At 68.9% G+C, this 17,555-nt stretch carries 18 protein-coding genes; 14 read left to right on the top strand and 4 right to left on the bottom strand.

What is annotated here, in order from left to right:
• Positions 1-3 precede the first annotated feature (3 nt).
• From PV646_RS02735 to PV646_RS02725, 3 genes are all read left to right on the top strand, one after another.
• Positions 4-843 (top strand): ABC transporter permease, encoded by an 840-nt coding sequence (locus tag PV646_RS02735; protein ID WP_500339859.1) that lies wholly within the window; start codon positions 4-6, stop codon positions 841-843.
• Positions 840-1,646 carry an ABC transporter permease gene (locus tag PV646_RS02730; RefSeq protein ID WP_500339858.1) on the top strand — a complete coding sequence of 269 codons (807 nt, stop codon included), beginning with the start codon at positions 840-842 and terminating at the stop codon, positions 1,644-1,646. Before PV646_RS02735 ends, PV646_RS02730 begins: the two co-directional genes overlap by 4 nt.
• Positions 1,647-1,734: 88 nt before the next feature.
• On the top strand, positions 1,735-2,565 hold the full coding sequence (locus tag PV646_RS02725; protein WP_500339857.1) for an ArsR/SmtB family transcription factor: 831 nt from the start codon (positions 1,735-1,737) through the stop codon (positions 2,563-2,565).
• A 66-nt stretch (positions 2,566-2,631) separates the two neighbouring features.
• Here PV646_RS02725 and PV646_RS02720 read toward each other — a convergent pair whose 3' ends face one another.
• A complete protein-coding gene (locus tag PV646_RS02720; RefSeq protein WP_500339856.1) occupies positions 2,632-3,087 on the bottom strand; it encodes a peptidase inhibitor family I36 protein in 456 nt (151 codons plus the stop codon).
• Positions 3,088-3,273: 186 nt separating this feature from the next.
• On the opposite strand from PV646_RS02720, the gene PV646_RS02715 reads away from it, so the two are divergent.
• Both PV646_RS02715 and PV646_RS02710 read left to right on the top strand, forming a co-directional pair.
• Positions 3,274-4,878 (top strand): sensor histidine kinase, encoded by a 1,605-nt coding sequence (locus tag PV646_RS02715; RefSeq protein WP_500339855.1) that lies wholly within the window; start codon positions 3,274-3,276, stop codon positions 4,876-4,878.
• Positions 4,875-5,525 carry a response regulator gene (locus PV646_RS02710; protein ID WP_500339854.1) on the top strand — a complete coding sequence of 217 codons (651 nt, stop codon included), beginning with the start codon at positions 4,875-4,877 and terminating at the stop codon, positions 5,523-5,525. Before PV646_RS02715 ends, PV646_RS02710 begins: the two co-directional genes overlap by 4 nt.
• Before the next feature lie 60 nt (positions 5,526-5,585).
• Here PV646_RS02710 and PV646_RS02705 read toward each other — a convergent pair whose 3' ends face one another.
• On the bottom strand, positions 5,586-5,852 hold the full coding sequence (locus tag PV646_RS02705; protein WP_500339853.1) for a GlsB/YeaQ/YmgE family stress response membrane protein: 267 nt from the start codon (positions 5,850-5,852) through the stop codon (positions 5,586-5,588).
• Positions 5,853-5,988: 136 nt separating this feature from the next.
• On the opposite strand from PV646_RS02705, the gene dxr reads away from it, so the two are divergent.
• The 7 genes from dxr to map all read left to right on the top strand — a co-directional run bounded on the left by dxr (position 5,989) and on the right by map (position 13,385).
• Positions 5,989-7,119, top strand: a complete 1,131-nt coding sequence (dxr, locus tag PV646_RS02700) for a 1-deoxy-D-xylulose-5-phosphate reductoisomerase (protein ID WP_500339852.1) — start codon at positions 5,989-5,991, stop codon at positions 7,117-7,119.
• Positions 7,120-7,126: 7 nt separating this feature from the next.
• Positions 7,127-8,338 carry a M50 family metallopeptidase gene (locus tag PV646_RS02695; RefSeq protein ID WP_500339851.1) on the top strand — a complete coding sequence of 404 codons (1,212 nt, stop codon included), beginning with the start codon at positions 7,127-7,129 and terminating at the stop codon, positions 8,336-8,338.
• Positions 8,339-8,366: 28 nt separating this feature from the next.
• Complete coding sequence (gene ispG / locus PV646_RS02690; protein WP_500339850.1) at positions 8,367-9,521, top strand: flavodoxin-dependent (E)-4-hydroxy-3-methylbut-2-enyl-diphosphate synthase; 1,155 nt, start codon at positions 8,367-8,369, stop codon at positions 9,519-9,521.
• 207 nt (positions 9,522-9,728) lie between these two features.
• Entirely contained in the window at positions 9,729-10,580 is an 852-nt protein-coding gene (locus PV646_RS02685) for a GNAT family N-acetyltransferase (RefSeq protein WP_500339849.1), read from the top strand.
• 18 nt (positions 10,581-10,598) lie between these two features.
• The gene (locus PV646_RS02680; RefSeq protein WP_500339848.1) at positions 10,599-12,389 is read left to right on the top strand and encodes a penicillin-binding transpeptidase domain-containing protein; all 1,791 of its coding nucleotides are present in this window, start codon (positions 10,599-10,601) and stop codon (positions 12,387-12,389) included.
• On the top strand, positions 12,389-12,517 hold the full coding sequence (locus PV646_RS02675) for a hypothetical protein (protein ID WP_500339847.1): 129 nt from the start codon (positions 12,389-12,391) through the stop codon (positions 12,515-12,517). Before PV646_RS02680 ends, PV646_RS02675 begins: the two co-directional genes overlap by 1 nt.
• Before the next feature lie 10 nt (positions 12,518-12,527).
• Positions 12,528-13,385 carry a type I methionyl aminopeptidase gene (gene map / locus PV646_RS02670; RefSeq protein ID WP_500339846.1) on the top strand — a complete coding sequence of 286 codons (858 nt, stop codon included), beginning with the start codon at positions 12,528-12,530 and terminating at the stop codon, positions 13,383-13,385.
• Here the strand turns inward: map and PV646_RS02665 are convergent.
• Entirely contained in the window at positions 13,372-14,052 is a 681-nt protein-coding gene (locus PV646_RS02665) for an alpha/beta fold hydrolase (RefSeq protein ID WP_500339845.1), read from the bottom strand. The genes map and PV646_RS02665 overlap by 14 nt on opposite strands.
• Positions 14,053-14,080: 28 nt before the next feature.
• Here PV646_RS02665 and PV646_RS02660 point away from each other — a divergent pair, with 28 nt between their 5' ends.
• A complete protein-coding gene (locus PV646_RS02660) occupies positions 14,081-15,583 on the top strand; it encodes a cobyric acid synthase (protein WP_500342243.1) in 1,503 nt (500 codons plus the stop codon).
• Here PV646_RS02660 and PV646_RS02655 read toward each other — a convergent pair.
• On the bottom strand, positions 15,507-16,400 hold the full coding sequence (locus PV646_RS02655) for an EamA family transporter (protein ID WP_500339844.1): 894 nt from the start codon (positions 16,398-16,400) through the stop codon (positions 15,507-15,509). The genes PV646_RS02660 and PV646_RS02655 overlap by 77 nt on opposite strands.
• Before the next feature lie 72 nt (positions 16,401-16,472).
• On the opposite strand from PV646_RS02655, the gene PV646_RS02650 reads away from it, so the two are divergent.
• Positions 16,473-17,366, top strand: coding sequence for a LysR family transcriptional regulator (locus tag PV646_RS02650; protein WP_500339843.1), 894 nt, complete (start codon positions 16,473-16,475; stop codon positions 17,364-17,366).
• The last annotated feature ends 189 nt before the right edge of the window (positions 17,367-17,555 follow it).

Here is a 17,555-nt window from a genome sequence, read left to right as displayed (position 1 = left end):
TTCGTGCTCCGACGCTGGCTGAAGGCCAACGCCCTCCTCGCCCCTACCGGCCTCTGGCTGGGGTTCTTCCTGATCGCACCGCTCGTCGTGGTCGTCGAGTTCAGCTTCGCCACGCGGAACACCGGCATCGCCCGCGCCGTGCTGCCGTGGACGGTCCAGGCTTACCGGACGGCGCTGGACCCGGCGTTCCTGCCGATCTTCGGGCGGACCCTGCTGTACGCGGGCGCCACGACCGTCGCGTGCCTGCTGCTCGGGTTCCCGGTGGCGTGGTTCATCGCGCGGTACGGCGGGCGTTATCGGACGGCGCTGCTCGCGGCGGTGCTGATCCCTTTCTGGTCGAGCTACCTCGCGCGGATCTACGCGTGGAAGGCGCTGCTGGACGGCGAGGGGCTCGTGAACACCGTGCTCGGGTGGGTCGGGCTCGACCGCGACGGAGGGTTCCTGCTCAGCGACGGTGCTGTCGTGCTCGGTCTGACGTACGGGTTCCTGCCGTTCATGGTGTTGCCGCTGTACGTGGCGTGCGAACGGTTCGACGTGCGATTGGTGGAGGCGTCGTACGACCTCGGGCACGGGCGGGTGTCGACGTTCTTCCGCGTGGTGCTGCCGGGGGTCATGAGTGGCGTGCTGGCCGGGTCGTTGCTGGTGCTGGTGCCCGCGGCGGGTGACTTCGTGACGCCGAAGCTGCTCGGCGGGGTGGAACAGTCGACGTTCGGGTCGGTGATCGACGACCAGTTCCGCGGGGGCAACAACTGGCCGCTGGGGTCGGCGATGGCGGTGTTGTTGCTCGTGCTGGTGGTGTTCGTGCTCGTGGTGCGCGGACGGCGTGGGGAGGACGTGCTGTGAACCGTCGTCCGTGGGTGCTCGGCGCTGTGGTGTGCCTGGTCTTCCTGTTCTTGTACGCACCGATCGCGTGGCTCGCCATCGCGTCGTTCAACTCGTCGCGGTCGTTGTCGCGGATCAGCGGGTTTTCGTTGCAGTGGTACGCGGAGCTCGCTGACGACTCGCGCGTGTTCGCGTCTTTGCAGCTGACGTTGCAGTTGGCGTTGGCGTCGGCCGTGATCTCGACGGTCATCGGGACGTTGGCCGCTTTCGGGCTGCGGCGCGCGTTTCCCGGTCGTGGGCTCTGGACCGTGTTGCTGTCGTTGCCTTTGGTGGTGCCCGAGGTCGTCATGGGCGTGGCGATGCTGGGGTTCTTCGTGAAGCTCGCCGGGGTGCCGTTGGGTTTCGGGGCCTTGCTGTTCGCGCACGTGGCGTTCTCGTTGAGCTTCGTGGTCGTCGTGGTGCGGTCGCGGGTGTCCGGAATGGACGTCCGGCTGGAGGAGGCCGCGGCCGACCTCGGGGCGTCGCCGTTCGTCGCGTTCCGCACCGTGACGCTGCCGTTGGTGGCGCCCGCGGTGGCGGCTGGTGCGGCGTTCGCGTTCCTGCTGTCGTTCGACGACGTGGTGATCTCGTCGTACCTGACCGGTGTCGGGTCGACGACGCTGCCGGTGTTCGTCTACGCGCAGGCCTCGAAGCGGGGGATCTCGCCGGAGATCGTGGCGTTGTCGACGTTGATGGTGGCCGCGACGGCGTTGCTGCTGATCATCGGTGTGGTCATCGCGTCCTGGCGGGCGCGCAGGTCGGGATCCATCGCACAGCTGGCCTAACTTCGCGCCAGGGCTGTATCTCCGTCTGTGTGCGAGCGACTTCTCCCATGAGTTCATCGGCAGCTCTTTGGGGGAAGACGTGCCGCAGTTGCGCATTCACTTCACTGATTGGGACATCGCGCACACCCGGTTGAAACTGGAGACCGACCTGACGTGGGAGATCGTCGGTAGCGCTCAGGTCCTGCGACACAAGGACGACGACCTGGCGCTCGGTTCGTGGCGTCGGCACGTGCGTGACCAGGCCGCTCGCGACCCGGACCTGCGGATGGCGCTGCACACCGTGATGGCCGAGGCACCGCACGCGGCCTGTTGCTGGCCCGACGACCTTCCCGCCGCGTTGCTCCAGGCCTTGCGCGTCTACCGCCGGTGCGTGATCGAGCCGCATCTGCCGATCATCGAGGACGGCCTGTGCACCGACGCGGCGGCCAGGATCCACCAGTACCTGCACTCCGGCCCGGAGGGGCTGCTCAGGTCGCTCGGGGACACCACCCGATGGCATCCGCCGGTGCTGTCCGTCGACCACGCGCACGACCGCGACCTGCACCTCGGCGGCAGGGGCCTCACGTTGATCCCCTGCTACTTCGCCGTGCGACAGCCGGTCGCGCCGGCGGAACCCCGGTCGTGCCCGGTGCTGGTGTTCCCGATCCGGACCGAGTCCCGGCTCCTCGCCGGCGGGCGCGCGGGCGGTGATCAGGTGACCGCGCTGCTCGGTGCCACCAGGGCGTCGATCCTGCGGTCGGTGATCGGCGGGAGCACCACCACCAGGCTGGCGAAGCTGGTGGGCGTGGCGCCGGCGACGGTCAGCCATCACACCGGTGTGCTGCGCGAGGCGGGCCTCATCGCCACCGAACGCGAGGAGAACTTCGCCCGGCACCTGATCACCCCGCTGGGACTGCGGGTGCTGGCCGCCGGTCGGTGAACGCGACCGAGGGCCGCCGGCAGCGTCCACTTCGGACGCTGCCGACGACCCTCGGCTCTCAGCTGGTCACCAGCAGGTGTTCCCGGTGACCCACTTGTGGGAGCGGATCAGCACGTTCGGGAAGTTCGGTGCCTCCACGCCTCGCGGGATGTAGTAGGCGATGCTGCCGGAGTAATTCGCGCCGGGGTACAGGCAGACCCTGGTGTAGGCCGTGCTGGCGCCGGCGTTCTCGGCGGCCCGCACCGGACGGGTGCCCGACCAGGAGCACCTGACGTCCCCGCCCTGCCAGTCGGGGTCGGCGGTGCCCCAGCTGCAGCGGCTGCTGCTGCCGTCACCGACCGGCCACGCGCACATGTTGCCGCTGCCGCACGACAGCGCCTGGGCCGACACGTCCGGCTGTGCAGGCGCGCCCACCTCCGCCGGGCCGCTCAGGTTGATCTCGACCGGCTTCGCGGCTGCCGTCCCCAGCAACGACATCAGCGCGAACGCGGCGGCGAACAGCACACACAACGCTTTTCTCATGTTTCCCCCTGAGATTGATGTGCAGGAGGCGGAGTATGCCGAGACGATCATGGGCGCAGAGGGTCCTTCGAACCTCGTCGAAGGGATTCCGAACGACCTGGATCTGATGCGGGCGTCAACTTTCGTCGCGGGAAATCGATACTCCAGCGTGCCGCGCGGACATGGGACGTCTCGTAGCTTGAAAGCGTGATTACCGCTGTGCGGACCAGGGCCGAGGCGTTCCGCGCCGACACCCTGGCCCGGTTCCGGGAGCTGACCGTGGTCCGGCTCGTCGGCGACCTGATCGTGATGGTCGCCGCGGTCCTGCTGGACGTGTGGCCGGGTCCGTGGGCCGAGACGAAGGCGTCCGGCTGGACGCTGGTGGCGATCGCCGTCGTCTACGTGGTGCTGCTCCCGCTGCGGCACCTGCTGCCGGCGACGGCCATGATCGCCGGCGCGGCGATCCCGTTCATCGGACCCGCGATGATGGTGGTGCTGAGCTACACCGCCGGCCGCCGGATCGAGTCGTGGGTCAAGGCGGTCGCGTCGACCACGATCACGTTCGTCGTGGTGGTGCTGGTGTGGGACTGGGACCAGCGCCCGCTCGAGATCGAACCCGTCTACGGGATGCTGATCCTGGTCACGATCTTCGGCGTGGGCGTGGCGCTGCCGTTCCTCGTCGGGCGCTACCTCGCGCAGCGCGAGGCGCTGGTGCAGGCCATGCAGGACCGCGAGGCGCGCATGCGCGGCGAGCACAAGTTGCTGTCACGGCAGGTCCGGCTGCGCGAACGCAGCCGCATCGCCCAGGACATGCACGACAGCCTCGGCCACCGGCTCTCGCTGATCTCCGTGCACGCCGGCGCCCTCGCCCTCGACCCGTCGCTGGGGGACAAGCAACGCGAGGCGATCGGGGTGCTGCGCTCGGCGGCGTTGACCGGCATGGGGGAGCTACGGGCGATCATCGGCGTCCTGCGCGCCGAGGACGGTCCCGACGACGACCCCGCGACACGGACCGCGGAGTCCATCGACTCGTTGGTGAGTGACGCGCGCAAGGCAGGCGTTCTGGTCAGCTTGGTGCGTGGCGGGCAGGCGCATCCGTTGCCGTCCCGTGTCTCTCACGCGGCCTATCGCGTCGCTCAGGAGGGCCTGACCAACGCCGCGAAGCACGCGCCAGGCGCCGCCGTGCAGGTGACGGTGAAGTACGAGCCGGACGCCCTCGTCGTGGAGGTGCGCAACAACCCGTCACGCAACGGCTCTTCCAACGGCACACCGGGCGTGGGCTTGATCGGTCTCACCGAACGCGTGCGCGTGGCCGGCGGCATCCTGCACGTGGGCGGACTGCCGTCCGGTGGCTTCCGCATCGCCGCCGTGCTGCCGTACGAGGAAACACCGCTCCCGGACGAGCCCGAGGACGAGCAGGACGAGACCGAATCGCCGCGCGGCATCCGCAAGTGGGCGGGCATCGGCTCCATCGCGGGCGCGTCCGTGGTCCTGGCGATCATCATCGGCGGCTTCACCTACCTCGGCGCCCAGCCGGTGACCGAGGTCGTCTCCCAGGAGAACCTCGACCGGATCCAGGAGGGCCAGTCCGAGGCGGACGTGCTCCGGATGCTCCCGGCGGGCGACGAACCCCTGGTGGCCGACGGTGAACGCAAGTCCCAGGCCGCCCCCGAACCGCCGGGCGCGCGCTGCGTCTACCACATCACCGACGAGCAGTCGTACCTAGCGAAGGGCACCCGAGTGGTGCGTTTCTGCTTCCGAGACGGCAAGCTGGTCGAGAAGAAGATCCACGTGCAGAGGACAGGTCAATGATCCGGGTGCTCATCGCCGACGACGAGCCGCTGATGCGTGCGGGCATCAAGGCCATCCTCGGCACCGCCGACGACATCGAGCTCGTGGCGGAGGCCGGCGACGGCCGCGAGGCGCTGCAGATCGTCCGCGAGCGCCGGGTGGACGTGGCGGTGCTCGACATCCGCATGCCGCGCATGGACGGTCTCGCGTGCGCCAAGGAACTCCGCGTCGTGGCACCGTCGGTGCGGGTCGTGATGCTGACCACGTTCGGCGAGGACGACAACATCGTGCGCGCGCTGTCCGACGGTGCGGCCGGCTTCCTGTTGAAGGACTCCGCGCCCGAAGAGCTTCTGAGGGCCGTGCGTGCCGTGCACAACGGCGAGGCGTATCTGTCGCCGATGGTCACGTCACGTGTGGTGGGGATGGTGGCGACCTCCGGACAGCCGAAGCGGCAGGAGGCGCAGAAGGCCGTCGAGGGGCTGACCGACCGCGAGGTCGAGGTGCTCGCGCTGCTCGGGCAGGGCATGTCGAACGCCGATGTCGGGGCGAAGCTGCACATGTCCGAGGCGACGGTGAAGACGTACGTGTCGCGGTTGCTGGCGAAGCTGGGGCTGACGAACCGGGTGCAGGCGGCGTTGCTGGCGCGGGACGCGGGCATCGCGAACTGACCCCGGACAGACGAGAGGCCGTCCGGGTGACACCCGGACGGCCTCCAACGTCGTGTACGGCTAAGCGTGCGTACGCCTGCCCGTCACCAGTCGATAGATGCCCAGCAGCACCAGCGACCCGAGAATGGCCAGCAGCCACGTCCGCAGATCGAAGAACGAGCCGAGATCGGTTGCGAAGACGGCAGATCCGATGAAACCGCCCAGGATCGCGCCAACGATGCCGATCAGCATCGTGATGATGATTCCGCCCGGGTCTTTGCCCGGCATGATCGCCTTGGCGATGGCTCCGGCCAACAGGCCGAGCACGATCCATCCGAGGATGCCCACCGAGAGTCTCCTTCCAACGACTTGACGACGCTGGAATGCCCCCGATCTGGCGACTTCACACCTCCAAAACCACTCCGTTATCAAAGTAACGGGCTGTGCCGAGGCTCTCAGGCACTCTCCGGAACAATGAGGGGCGATGAGTACTCCACGCACTGTCCTGATCCTGGGGTCGACCGGCTCGGTCGGCACCCAGGCGCTCGACGTCATCCGGCGCAACCGCGACCGCTTCCAGGTCGTCGGGCTCGGCGCGGGTGGACGTCAGCTGGACCTGCTCGCGCAGCAGGCAGCAGAGTTCGACGTGAAGACGGTCGCGGTGGCCAACGGCGCCGACGTGCCCGGTGTCAGGACGCTGACCAGCATGGTCGACCTGATCGAGGCGTGTCCGGCGGACGTCGTCCTCAACGGCATGGACGGGTCCAGGGGGCTGGAGCCGTCGCTCAAGGTGCTCGAGACGGGGGCGACGCTCGCGCTCGCGAACAAGGAGTCGCTCATCGCGGGCGGGCCGCTCGTGCTGAAGGCGGCGAAGCCCGACCAGATCGTGCCGGTCGACTCCGAGCACTCGGCGCTCGCGCAGTGCCTTCGCGGCGGCACCGAGAACGAGGTGCACAAACTCGTTCTCACGGCCTCCGGCGGGCCATTTCGGGGCAAAAGCCGCAAAGAGCTCGAATCGGTCACCGTGCAGCAGGCCATGGCGCACCCGACGTGGTCGATGGGACAGGTCGTCACCATCAACTCGGCCAACCTCGTCAACAAGGGCCTGGAGCTGATCGAGGCGCACCTGTTGTTCGGGGTCCCGTACGACCGCGTCGACGTCGTGGTGCACCCTCAGTCCATCATTCACTCGATGGTCACGTTCACGGACGGCTCGACGCTCGCGCAGGCGTCGCCCCCGGACATGCGGCTGCCCATCTCACTGGGGCTGGGCTGGCCCGAGCGCGTCGCGGGTGCGGCCGCCGCCTGTACCTTTGACACCGCCACCTCGTGGACGTTCGAACCGCTGGACAGCGTCACGTTCCCGGCGGTCGAGCTCGCGCGGCAGGCCGGCACCGCTGGCGGTTGCCTTCCTGCCATCTACAACGCCGCGAACGAGGAGGCACTCGCCTCCTTCGTCGCCGGCCACACGTCGTTCCTGTCGATCGTGGACACCATCGGCCAGGTTCTCGGCGAGGCGAACGAATGGCATCACGACCCCGCGGACGTCGCGGAGGTCCTGGCCGCCGAGGACTGGGCACGCGCACGTGCCCGCGAGCTGGTTGGAAGGAACTGAACTTTCCGTGAACACATTCATCAACATCCTCGGGGTGCTGTTGTTCGCGTTCGGCATCGCGGTCTCGATCGCGCTGCACGAGTTCGGGCACCTGCTGACGGCGAAGTTCTACGGCATGAAGGTCACCCGGTACTTCATCGGTTTCGGCCCGAAGCTCTTCTCGTTCCGCAAGGGCGAGACCGAGTACGGCCTGAAGGCGATCCCGGCCGGCGGCTTCTGCGAGATCACCGGCATGACGGCGCTGGAGGACGTGCACCCGGACGACCGCAAGCGCGCCTTCTACAACCAGAAGGTGTGGAAGCGCGTCGTCGTGCTGTCCGCCGGCTCGATCACGCACTTCATCCTCGGCTTCCTCATCCTGCTGTTCCTCGCGATGTCGCTCGGCCTGCCGAACAACAAGGACCTGCCGGTCCTCGCCGAGATCACGCCCTGCGTGCAGGACCACACCGTCGGCCTCACCGCGCCGTGCCAGCCCGGCGCCCCGGCCCCAGCCAAGGACGCGGGCCTGCAGCCCGGTGACGAGGTCACGTCCATCGGCGGCAAGCCGATCAAGACGTGGTCCGAGATGCTCGAGATCACCCGCGCGCTCAGCGGCCCGACCGAGTTCAAGGTCCTGCGCGACGGCAAGGAGCTCGCTCTCACGGTGAACGTGCCGCAGGTCTCCCGCGAGGTGCTCGACGGCAAGGGCGGCCGCGAGGTCAAGGACGTCGGCGCCATCGGCGTCACCTGGCAGCAGAACTTCGAGTACAGCCCGCTCGCGGCGGTCCCGGCCTCCATCGCGTTCACCGGCGACATGTTCGTGAACACCTGGAAGGGCCTCATGCGCTTCCCGGAGCGCATCCCGGCCGTGGTCAAGGCCATCGGTGGCGGAGAGCGAGACCTCGACACGCCCATCTCGGTGGTGGGCGCGTCACGACTGGGTGGTGACGCCGCCGAACGCGGTCTGTGGGCGTTCTTCATCCTTATGCTCGCGGGCCTGAACTTCTTCGTCGGTGTGTTCAACCTCCTGCCCCTGCTGCCGCTTGACGGTGGTCACATCGCCGTCAACCTCTACGAACGGGTGCGAGACTGGGTGAGGAAGCTGCGCGGGAAGCCCGCCGGCGCCCCGGTCAACTACATGCGCCTGTTGCCGCTCACCTACGTGGTCATCTTCATCGGCGGCGCCATCACGCTGCTGACCGTGACCGCCGACATCGTCAACCCGATCAGGTTGCAATAAGAGTGATCCACGGAAAGGTGCACAACCCATGAGTGACGGCGTGATGCTCGGAATGCCGGCACTGCCGCCGCCGGTGCTGTCCGAACGACGCAAGACCAGGCAGCTGATGGTCGGCAACGTCGGTGTCGGCAGCGAGTTCCCCGTCTCCGTCCAGTCGATGACGACGACTCTCACGTCGGACGTCAACGCGACGTTGCAGCAGATCGCGGAGCTCACCGCGTCCGGCTGCGACATCGTGCGCGTCGCCTGCCCCTCGCAGGACGACGCGGACGCGCTGCCGGCGATCGCCCGGAAGTCCCAGATCCCCGTGATCGCCGACATCCACTTCCAGCCGAAGTACGTCTTCGCCGCCATCGAGGCTGGTTGTGCCGCGGTCCGGGTGAACCCGGGCAACATCCGCAAGTTCGACGACCAGGTGAAGCAGATCGCGGCCGCCGCCAAGGACCACGGCACCCCGATCCGGATCGGCGTCAACGCCGGTTCGCTCGACCCGCGCCTGCTCGCCAAGTACGGCAAGGCCACGCCCGAGGCGCTGGCCGAGTCGGCGATGTGGGAGGCCTCGCTCTTCGCGGAGCACGACTTCCACGACATCAAGATCTCCGTCAAGCACAACGACCCCGTCGTCATGGTGCGCGCGTACGAACTGCTGGCCGAGCAGTGCGACTACCCGCTGCACCTGGGCGTCACGGAGGCCGGCCCCGCCTTCCAGGGCACCATCAAGTCGGCCGTCGCGTTCGGCGCGCTGCTGCGCCAGGGCATCGGCGACACCATCCGGGTGTCGCTGTCCGCCCCGCCGGTCGAGGAGATCAAGGTCGGCCACCAGATCCTCCAGTCGCTCAACCTGCGCCCGCGCAAGCTGGAGATCGTCTCCTGCCCGTCGTGCGGCCGCGCCCAGGTCGACGTGTACACGCTCGCCGAGCAGGTCACGGCGGGTCTGGAGGGCATGGAGGTGCCGCTGCGCGTCGCCGTCATGGGCTGCGTCGTGAACGGCCCCGGTGAGGCTCGCGAGGCCGACCTGGGTGTCGCGTCCGGCAACGGCAAGGGCCAGATCTTCGTGAAGGGCAAGGTCATCAAGACCGTGCCCGAGCACGCGATCGTGGAGACCCTCATCGAGGAGGCCATGCGCCTCGCCGAGGAGATGGAGCCCGTCGAAGGCGGCACTCCGGCCGTCACCGTCGGCTAGATCCACACGAACGACTGAGGGCCCGTCTTGCGGGCCGAGGGACGAGGTGTGCCTGCAGAAAGCGCAGGCACACCTCGTCCCTTCTGTGTTCGGTGGGGGCACCCCACACCCCGGGCTGCGAACTGAGACGGGCCCTCACCGTGTGTCCAGGCACAGCGCACTGTTGGCTGATGTCATCCACACGGTCCATCTGGCACGCTAGGTGACGTGCTGAGGCTTGCCGGAGCGCGTGTTCTCGACGAGCGCGACCTGATCGACGTGCGCGGGGTGTTCGACCACGACCCCGTGGCGTCGTGCATGGTCGCGGCACGGGTCGAGGTCGCCGGCCTGGACCCGTGGCGCCTGGGCGGCGAGATGTGGGGCTCCGACTCCAAGCCGATCAGGGGCAAGGTCGAAGGTCTCTGCTTCTCCGGCCCCAACCTCATCCCGCTCAAGGGCAGCGCGGCGGCCATGCGGATGTTCGCCGACCGCGCCCGCCGCCGGGGCCGGATGTGCTCCAGCCTCGTCGGTCCCGCCGAGCAGGTCCTGACGCTGTGGGACGAGCTCCGGCCCGACTGGGGGCCCGCCCGCGAGGTGCGCGGTGACCAGCCGTTGATGGCCATCTCGACGGCGCCGAAGGTCACCCCGGACCCGATGGTCCGCCAGGTCCGCCCGAGCGAGCTGGGCCGCTACCTCCCCGCCGCCATCTCGATGTTCATCGAGGAGGTCGGCATCGACCCGTGCGCCGAGGACGGCGGCGCGGGCTACCGGGCGCGGGTGTCCGAGCTGATCGCCGCAGGCAGGGCGTTCGCTAGGTTCGAGCACGGCGAGGTCGTCTTCAAGGCCGAGATTGGCGCGATGTCGAGCAAGGTCGGCCAGATCCAGGGGGTCTGGGTCCGCCCGGACCGCCGCGGCGAGGGCATCGGCACGGCAGGCACGGCGGCGGTCGCCGACCGGCTGACCAGGGTGCTCAACCGCACGGCCAGCCTCTACGTCAACGGCTACAACCAGGTGGCGCAGGCCGCCTACCGCCGAATCGGATTCGAACAAGTCGGGCAATACGCCACTGTGCTCTTCTGACCGGGCATACTCGCGCGAGTGCGCCTTCTCGCAACGATCACGGTAGTGCTGGTGACGGTGAGCGGCTGTGGGCTGTTCGAGTCGGAGCCCGGGCCGCCGGAGATCACCAACGACTTCCTGGCGAAGCTCGCGTCCGGTGACGTGCAGGGTGCCGCCGGGATGACCGACAACCCGAACGACGCCAAGGAGACACTCGAGAAGTTCCGCGGAGCGCTCAAGCCCGAGAGTCTGAGCACCAAGGTCGACCAGATCCGCAAGAACGGCGAGCTGGCGTCCGAAGCGTCCGTCACGTTCGACTGGAACCTCGGCAAGAACCGCCACTGGACGTACCCGACCAAGTTCGACGTGCGCCAGGAAGGCGACACGTGGAAGGTGCATTGGGCGCCGTCGGTGGCGCACCCCAAGCTCACGCCGCAGCAGACCGTGAAGCTCACCGAGCTCACCCCGGACCCGGCGCCCGTGCTCGACCGCGACGGCACGCCGTTGCTCGCCCCCGAACGCGTCGTGTCGGTCCTGCTCGTCGGGAAGGAGGCCGGTGACGTCGGAGCCGTCAGCAAGGCTCTCGCGGACGCGCTGGGCCCGCTCGACAAGGCCATCACCCAGCAGACGATCACCGACGGCGTGGGCAAGACCCCGGAGGGCCAGGCCTACCAGGTGGCGGCGCTGCGGGACGCGGACTACCAGTCCGTGAAGCCGAAGATCTACGAACTGCCCGGCGTGCGGTTCAGCTCGCAGACGTCGCTACTGGCACCGAGCCGCAACTTCGGCACCCAGGTGCTGCCGGCGGTGCGCAAGCTCATGGAGAACGACATCGCGGGCAACGCGGGCTTCCGCGTTAGCACGGTCGACGCACAGGGCACCGAGGTCGAGGAACTGCACTCGAAGGCGCCCGAGCCCGCCAAGGCCGTGAACATCGCGTTGTCGCGCGCGATCCAGGCCGCCGCCGAGGACGCCGTGGAGCCCTTGACGCAGCCCACGATCCTGGTCGCCATCCAGCCGTCGACCGGCGACATCCTCGCCGTCGCGCAGAACGACCCCGCCGACGCCCAGGGTGCGCTGGCGCTGACCGGCCGCTTCCCGCCGGGTTCCACCATGAAGGCCGTGTCGGCGCTGGCCGCGATCCAGTCCGGCAAGGTCACCGCCGACACCCCGCTGCCGTGCCCCGGCAAGACCACCATCGACGGCCGGCGGATCGTGCCGAATTCCAACGAGTTCGACAAGGGCACGATCCCGCTGCACTCGGCGTTCGCGTTCTCGTGCAACACGACGTTCGCGCAGCTCGCCGTCGACATGCCGGCGAACCTGCTGCCGGACGCCGCGCTGTCGCTGGGCCTCGGCGTCGACTTCGACGTCGCGGGGCTCACCACGATCACCGGGTCCGTCCCGCCCGCGACCGACGTCGTGGAACGGGCCGAGGACGCGTTCGGTCAGGGCAAGGTGCTGGCGTCGCCGTTCGGCATGGCACTCGTCTCGGCGTCCATCGCGAAGGGCTCGATGCCGGTGCCGCAGCTGGTGCGCGGCAAGGAGACCAAAGCGGACAAACAGCCTGTCGCGCCGCCCGCGGCGTCGCTCGAGCCGGTGCGCGCGATGATGCGCGAGGTCGTCGAGTCCGGCACTGCACCGCAACTCAAGCCGTACGGAGACGTGAGGGGCAAGACTGGCACCGCACAGTTCGGTGACGGCGTGCACTCACACGGGTGGTTCATGGGCTACCGCGGCGATCTCGCGTTCGCGACGCTGGTGCTCAGCGGAGAAACTTCGACTCCGGCCGTGGAGGTGGCGGCGAGGTTCCTCAAGGCGGTGCCGTGATGAGCAAGACCAGAGAACTGACCACGCGTGAACGCCTGATCCGGGCGGGCATCCTGTTGCCCGTCCCTCGGGTGCCGGAGCCGCGGGCGGAGGACCAGGTTCCAGGTGGTGCGCGCGTAGGCGGCTAATCTGGAGGGCATGGCTGTTCGTGCGACGCTGCAACCCGGTGTGCAATCTCCAAGGCGGCAGGTGCCCTCGCGCATCGTGCGTCCCGAGTACGTCGGCAAGCCCGCGCCGACGCGCGGGACCGACCCGTGGGTGCAGACGCCGGAGATCATCGAAGCCATGCGGATCGCCGGCCGCCTCGCCGCCCAGGCGCTGCAGGAGGCCGGCAAGGTCGTCGTGCCCGGCGTGACGACGGACGAGATCGACGCGGTGGCGCACGAGTTCCTGTGCGACAACGGCGCGTACCCGTCGACGCTGGGCTACCGCGGCTTCCCGAAGTCGTGCTGCACCTCGCTCAACGAGGTCATCTGCCACGGCATCCCGGACAGCACCGTCGTCGAGGACGGCGACATCGTGAACATCGACGTGACGGCGTTCATCGGCGGCGTGCACGGCGACACGAACGCGACCTTCTTCGCGGGCACCGTCTCCGAGGAGGTCAAGCTCCTCGTCGAGCGCACGCACGAGGCCACGATGCGGTCCATCAAGGCCGTGAAGCCCGGCCGCGAGCTCAACGTCGTCGGCCGTGTCATCGAGGCGTACGCGAACCGGTTCGGCTATGGCGTGGTGCGCGACTTCACCGGCCACGGCATCGGCCGCACGTTCCACAGCGGCCTCGTGGTCCTGCACTACGACGAGCCGTCGGTGAAGACGGTGCTGGAGCCCGGCATGACGTTCACGATCGAGCCGATGATCACGCTCGGGAATTACGAGGGCGAGATGTGGGACGACGGCTGGACCGTCACCACGAAGGACAAGAGCTGGACCGCTCAGTTCGAGCACACGATCGTCGTGACCGAGACCGGCTCGGAGATCCTCACAGTGTGCTGACCACCGTCTTCAGCGCGGCCGCGACCGCCGAGGGTGACGTCGCGGCCGCCAGGTGGTGCGACTCGACGCGCTCGACCGGCCAGCCCAGTTCCTCGGCTCGCGCGGCCGCGGCCTCGTAGACCGGCGACAGCAGCACGTACCCGGCAGGCCCGGACCACTCGACGCTCGGGCGCTGCTCCTTCAGGAAGTCCCACGGCACCTCGGGTGCCTCGTCGCGCATCTCCTCGCGCAGCCCCGCCGGCACGAGCCGCAGCGGGTCGGAGTCGAACCAGCGGTCCCAGCGCGGCAGCTTGCCGTCCCGCACCGATGCCTTGACCTGGCTCACGAGGGCCGGGTCGACGGTTTCGCGCCACGCCTTGCCCGGCGTCGGCAGGTCCGAGTCGAGGAACACCAGGCCGGCCACGTCGAGTTCGAGGGCGTCGGCGAAGCCCGGCAGCAACGGGCCCGCGCCGCTGTGGCCGACCAGCACGAGCGGTCCGGTGACGCCGGAGTCCTCCAGGGCGTCGGCGAACGCGCCGATCAGGCGCTGGTGCACCGGGGCCTCGTTGATGGTCATCTGCAGGTCGACCAGCAGGACGGCCACCCCGTCGGAGGCCAGTTCGTCGGCGAGCGGTCGCATGCTCGACGGGCCGAGGAACGGGCTGTGCATGAGCACGACGGAGACCATGGGGGTGATGATGGCAGCATTGGCGTCCATGCGGGGCGCGATGTTGATCTGTGGGACGACCTCGGACGCGGGCAAGAGCGTCCTGGTGGCCGGTCTGTGCCGCTTTCTGGCACGCCAGGGCGTCGACGTCGTGCCGTTCAAGGCGCAGAACATGTCCAACAACTCGTTCGTCACACTCGACGGCGGGGAGATCGGGCGGGCTCAGGCGTTCCAGGCACGGGCCGCGTTCAAGGAGCCGAGCGTCCGGTTCAACCCGGTGCTGCTCAAGCCCGGCAGTGACCGCACGTCCCAGGTGGTCGTGCTCGGTCAGGCGGTGGGTGAGGTCTCCGCGCTGAGTTACCGCGAACGCAAGCAGCAGCTGCTCGGCACCGTTCTCTCTACTTTGGACTCGTTGCGGGCCGATCACGAGGTGGTGATCTGCGAGGGCGCGGGCTCGCCGGCCGAGATCAACCTGCGCGCCAACGACATCGCGAACATGGGGCTCGCGACGCGCGCGAACCTGCCGGTGCTCGTGGTCGGCGACATCGACCGCGGTGGTGTGTTCGCGCACCTCTTCGGCACGGTCGCGGTGCTGGACGCGGCGGACCAGGCGTTGATCTCCGGCTTCGTCGTCAACAAGTTCCGCGGTGACGCCAGGTTGCTCGAACCGGGGCTGCGCCAGCTCAGGGCGTTGACCGGGCGGCCGGTGCTCGGAGTGCTGCCGTGGCGCGAGGAACTCTGGCTCGACGCCGAGGATTCGTTGTCCTACAACGCGGACGGCGTGGTGGGCAGGCCACGACCGCCCGTGCGGGACTGGCTGCGGGTCGCCGTGATCCGGTTGCCGCGCATCTCGAACGCCACCGACGTCGAGGCGCTGGCCTGCGAGCCGGGCGTCTCGGTGCGGTTCGTGACGGAGCCTTCGCGGCTGGCCGACGCGGACCTGGTCGTGCTGCCGGGCTCCAAGGCCACCGTCTCCGACCTCGCCTGGTTGCGGGAAACCGGCCTGGCGCAAGCGATCCAGCGCTTCGACGGTCCGGTGCTCGGCATCTGCGGCGGGTTCCAGATGCTGTCGAAGCACATCGAGGACGACGTGGAGTCGGGCCACGGCACGGTCGACGGGCTCGGCCTGCTCGACGTCGACATTCGCTTCCAGACGCGCAAGACCCTGGCCACGCCATCAGATGTCGCGTGGGACGAACCCGTCACCGGCTACGAGATCCACCACGGCCAGGTCGTGCGGAGCGGGGAACGGCCGCTGGTCGGCGAGGAGGGCGCGCAGACCGACCGCGTGCTCGGCACGCACTGGCACGGCCTGCTGGAGAACGACGCGTTCCGGCGGAAGTTCCTGCGCTGGGCGGCCGAGTGCGCGGGCCGTGACTTCGAACCCGTGGCGGACGTGAGCTTCCAGACCGCCCGCGAGGCCCAGTTGGACCTGCTGGGCGACCTGGTCGCCGATCACCTCGACACGTTGGCCGTCATCGACCTGCTGGAACGAGGGGCTCCGGCAGGACTTCCGTTCGTACCGCCCGGCGCCCCAGCAACTGAGGGATAGCGAGTCCGGCGAGCACCAGCCCGCCGGCCGCGAGTTGGAGCGTGCTCATCTCCTCGCCGAGGAACGCCCAGGCCGAGAACATCCCGAACACCGGCACGAGCAACGAGAACGGCGCCACGACCGACGACTCGTACTGGCGCAGCAGGAATCCCCAGATGCCGAACCCGAGCAGCGTCGAGATCCACGCGACGTACCCGACCGCGCCGACACCGCCCCAGTCGAGGCGGCCGAGCGCGCTCATGTCCTCCGTGAGCGCGGACAACGCGAAGAGCGGAAGCACCGCCACGGCGCTCACCCACACCATGAAGCGCACCATGTCCGCAGGCCGTGCGTACCGCATCAGCACGTTCGACACACCCCAGCACGCTGCCGCCGCAACCAGCAGGGCGAACCCGAGCAACGGCGAGCTCAGCCCGTAGTCCCACGCGATCACGCCGATGCCCGCGACCGCCAACGCGATGCCGGTGACCTGCACGGGCCTGGGCCGCTCACGCAGCACGACCGCGGCGAACAGCGTCGTGAAGATCACCTGGCTCTGCAGCACCAGCGACCCCAGACCCGCGGGCATGCCGGCCTTGAGCCCGATGAACAGGAAGCTGAACTTCGCGACGCCGAGCACCAGCCCGACCGCGATGACCCAGCGCCACGCCACCGACGGCCGTCCGACGAAGAACACCGCGGGCACCGCCGCCGCGAGGAACCGCAGTGCGGAGAACAGGATCGGCGGGAACTCGTCCAGACCGACCTTGAGCACGACGAAGTTGAAGCCCCAGATGGCGGCGACGAGAACGGCGAGCAGCACGTGACGGGGACTCATGCCCCAAGCTTGCGCGCGCTAACTATTTAGCACCAGTTCCGATTACTTAGGTGATGGGTTTAGCATCACTACATGCTCGACTTGGGAAGGCTGAAGGCGCTGCACGCCATCGCCGTGCACGGCACGGTAGGCGCCGCCGCGGACGTGCTCGGCTACACGCCGTCCGCAGTCTCGCAGCAGATCGCCAAACTAGAACGCGAGACCCGCACCACGCTGCTGGAACGCAACGGCCGAGGCGTCCGCCTAACCGACGCCGCTCGCCTGCTCGCCGAAACCGCAAGCCAGGTGCTGAAGCTCGTAGAAGAGGCAGAGGTGGCGCTGGAGGAACAGCGCGGCGCCGCCATCGGCCGCCTCTGCATCGGCGCGTTCGCCACGGCGTCCCGAGGCCTGCTGCCCGATGTCCTGGTGGCGCTGGGCTCGCAGCACCCCGCCCTGGACGTGCGACTCACGGAGATCGACCCGCCCTACGCGACCGAGGCCGTCGCGCGCGGGGAGCTGGACATGGCGATCGTGCACGACTGGGCCAACACCCCGTTGCCGGTGCCGGAGTCGCTGTCGCGCGCGTTCATCGGCGACGACGTGGCCGAGGTGCTGGTCCCGGTCGCGAATCCTTTGGCGCGCAGGGAGTTCCTTGAGCCCGTCGACCTGGCCGGCGAGCGGTGGATCTGTCAGACGGAGGGGTCGATCTGCTTCGACTGGCTGGAGCGGACGTTCCACGGGGCGGGCATCGAACCTGTTGTGGCGTACCGGATCAGCGAGTATCGGACGCAGATGGCGTTGCTGGCCAAGGGGATCGGGGTGGCGTTGATCCCGCGGCTCGGTCGGGAGGAGGTGCCGGACGGGGTTGTGGCGGTGCCGTTGCGGCCTACGCCGACGCGGCGGTTGTACGCGGTGTGGCGGACGCAGGCTTCCCGGAGGCCGGCTATCACGGCGACCCTGGACGTGATCAGGTCCGTGGTCCACTGATGTTGAAAGATCGGGGCACCCCGCGGTCGCCGGACCTGCACTGCCATTGCGTCGGCACCGGCCGTTTCTCCTTCGGCGGAGCCGAGTTCGCCGTCCTCGATGGAGCGAACGTGAGGGGCCCGCGTGCGGTCCGGCAACACGGCGGACCACGTGGGCGGGGCCAGGGGTGGGTAGCCAGCCACGTCGGCT

Source organism: Streptomyces sp. ID05-26A (assembly GCF_033794685.1).
Classification (GTDB): domain Bacteria; phylum Actinomycetota; class Actinomycetes; order Mycobacteriales; family Pseudonocardiaceae; genus Lentzea.
This window is presented reverse-complemented; position numbering and strand designations above follow the sequence as displayed.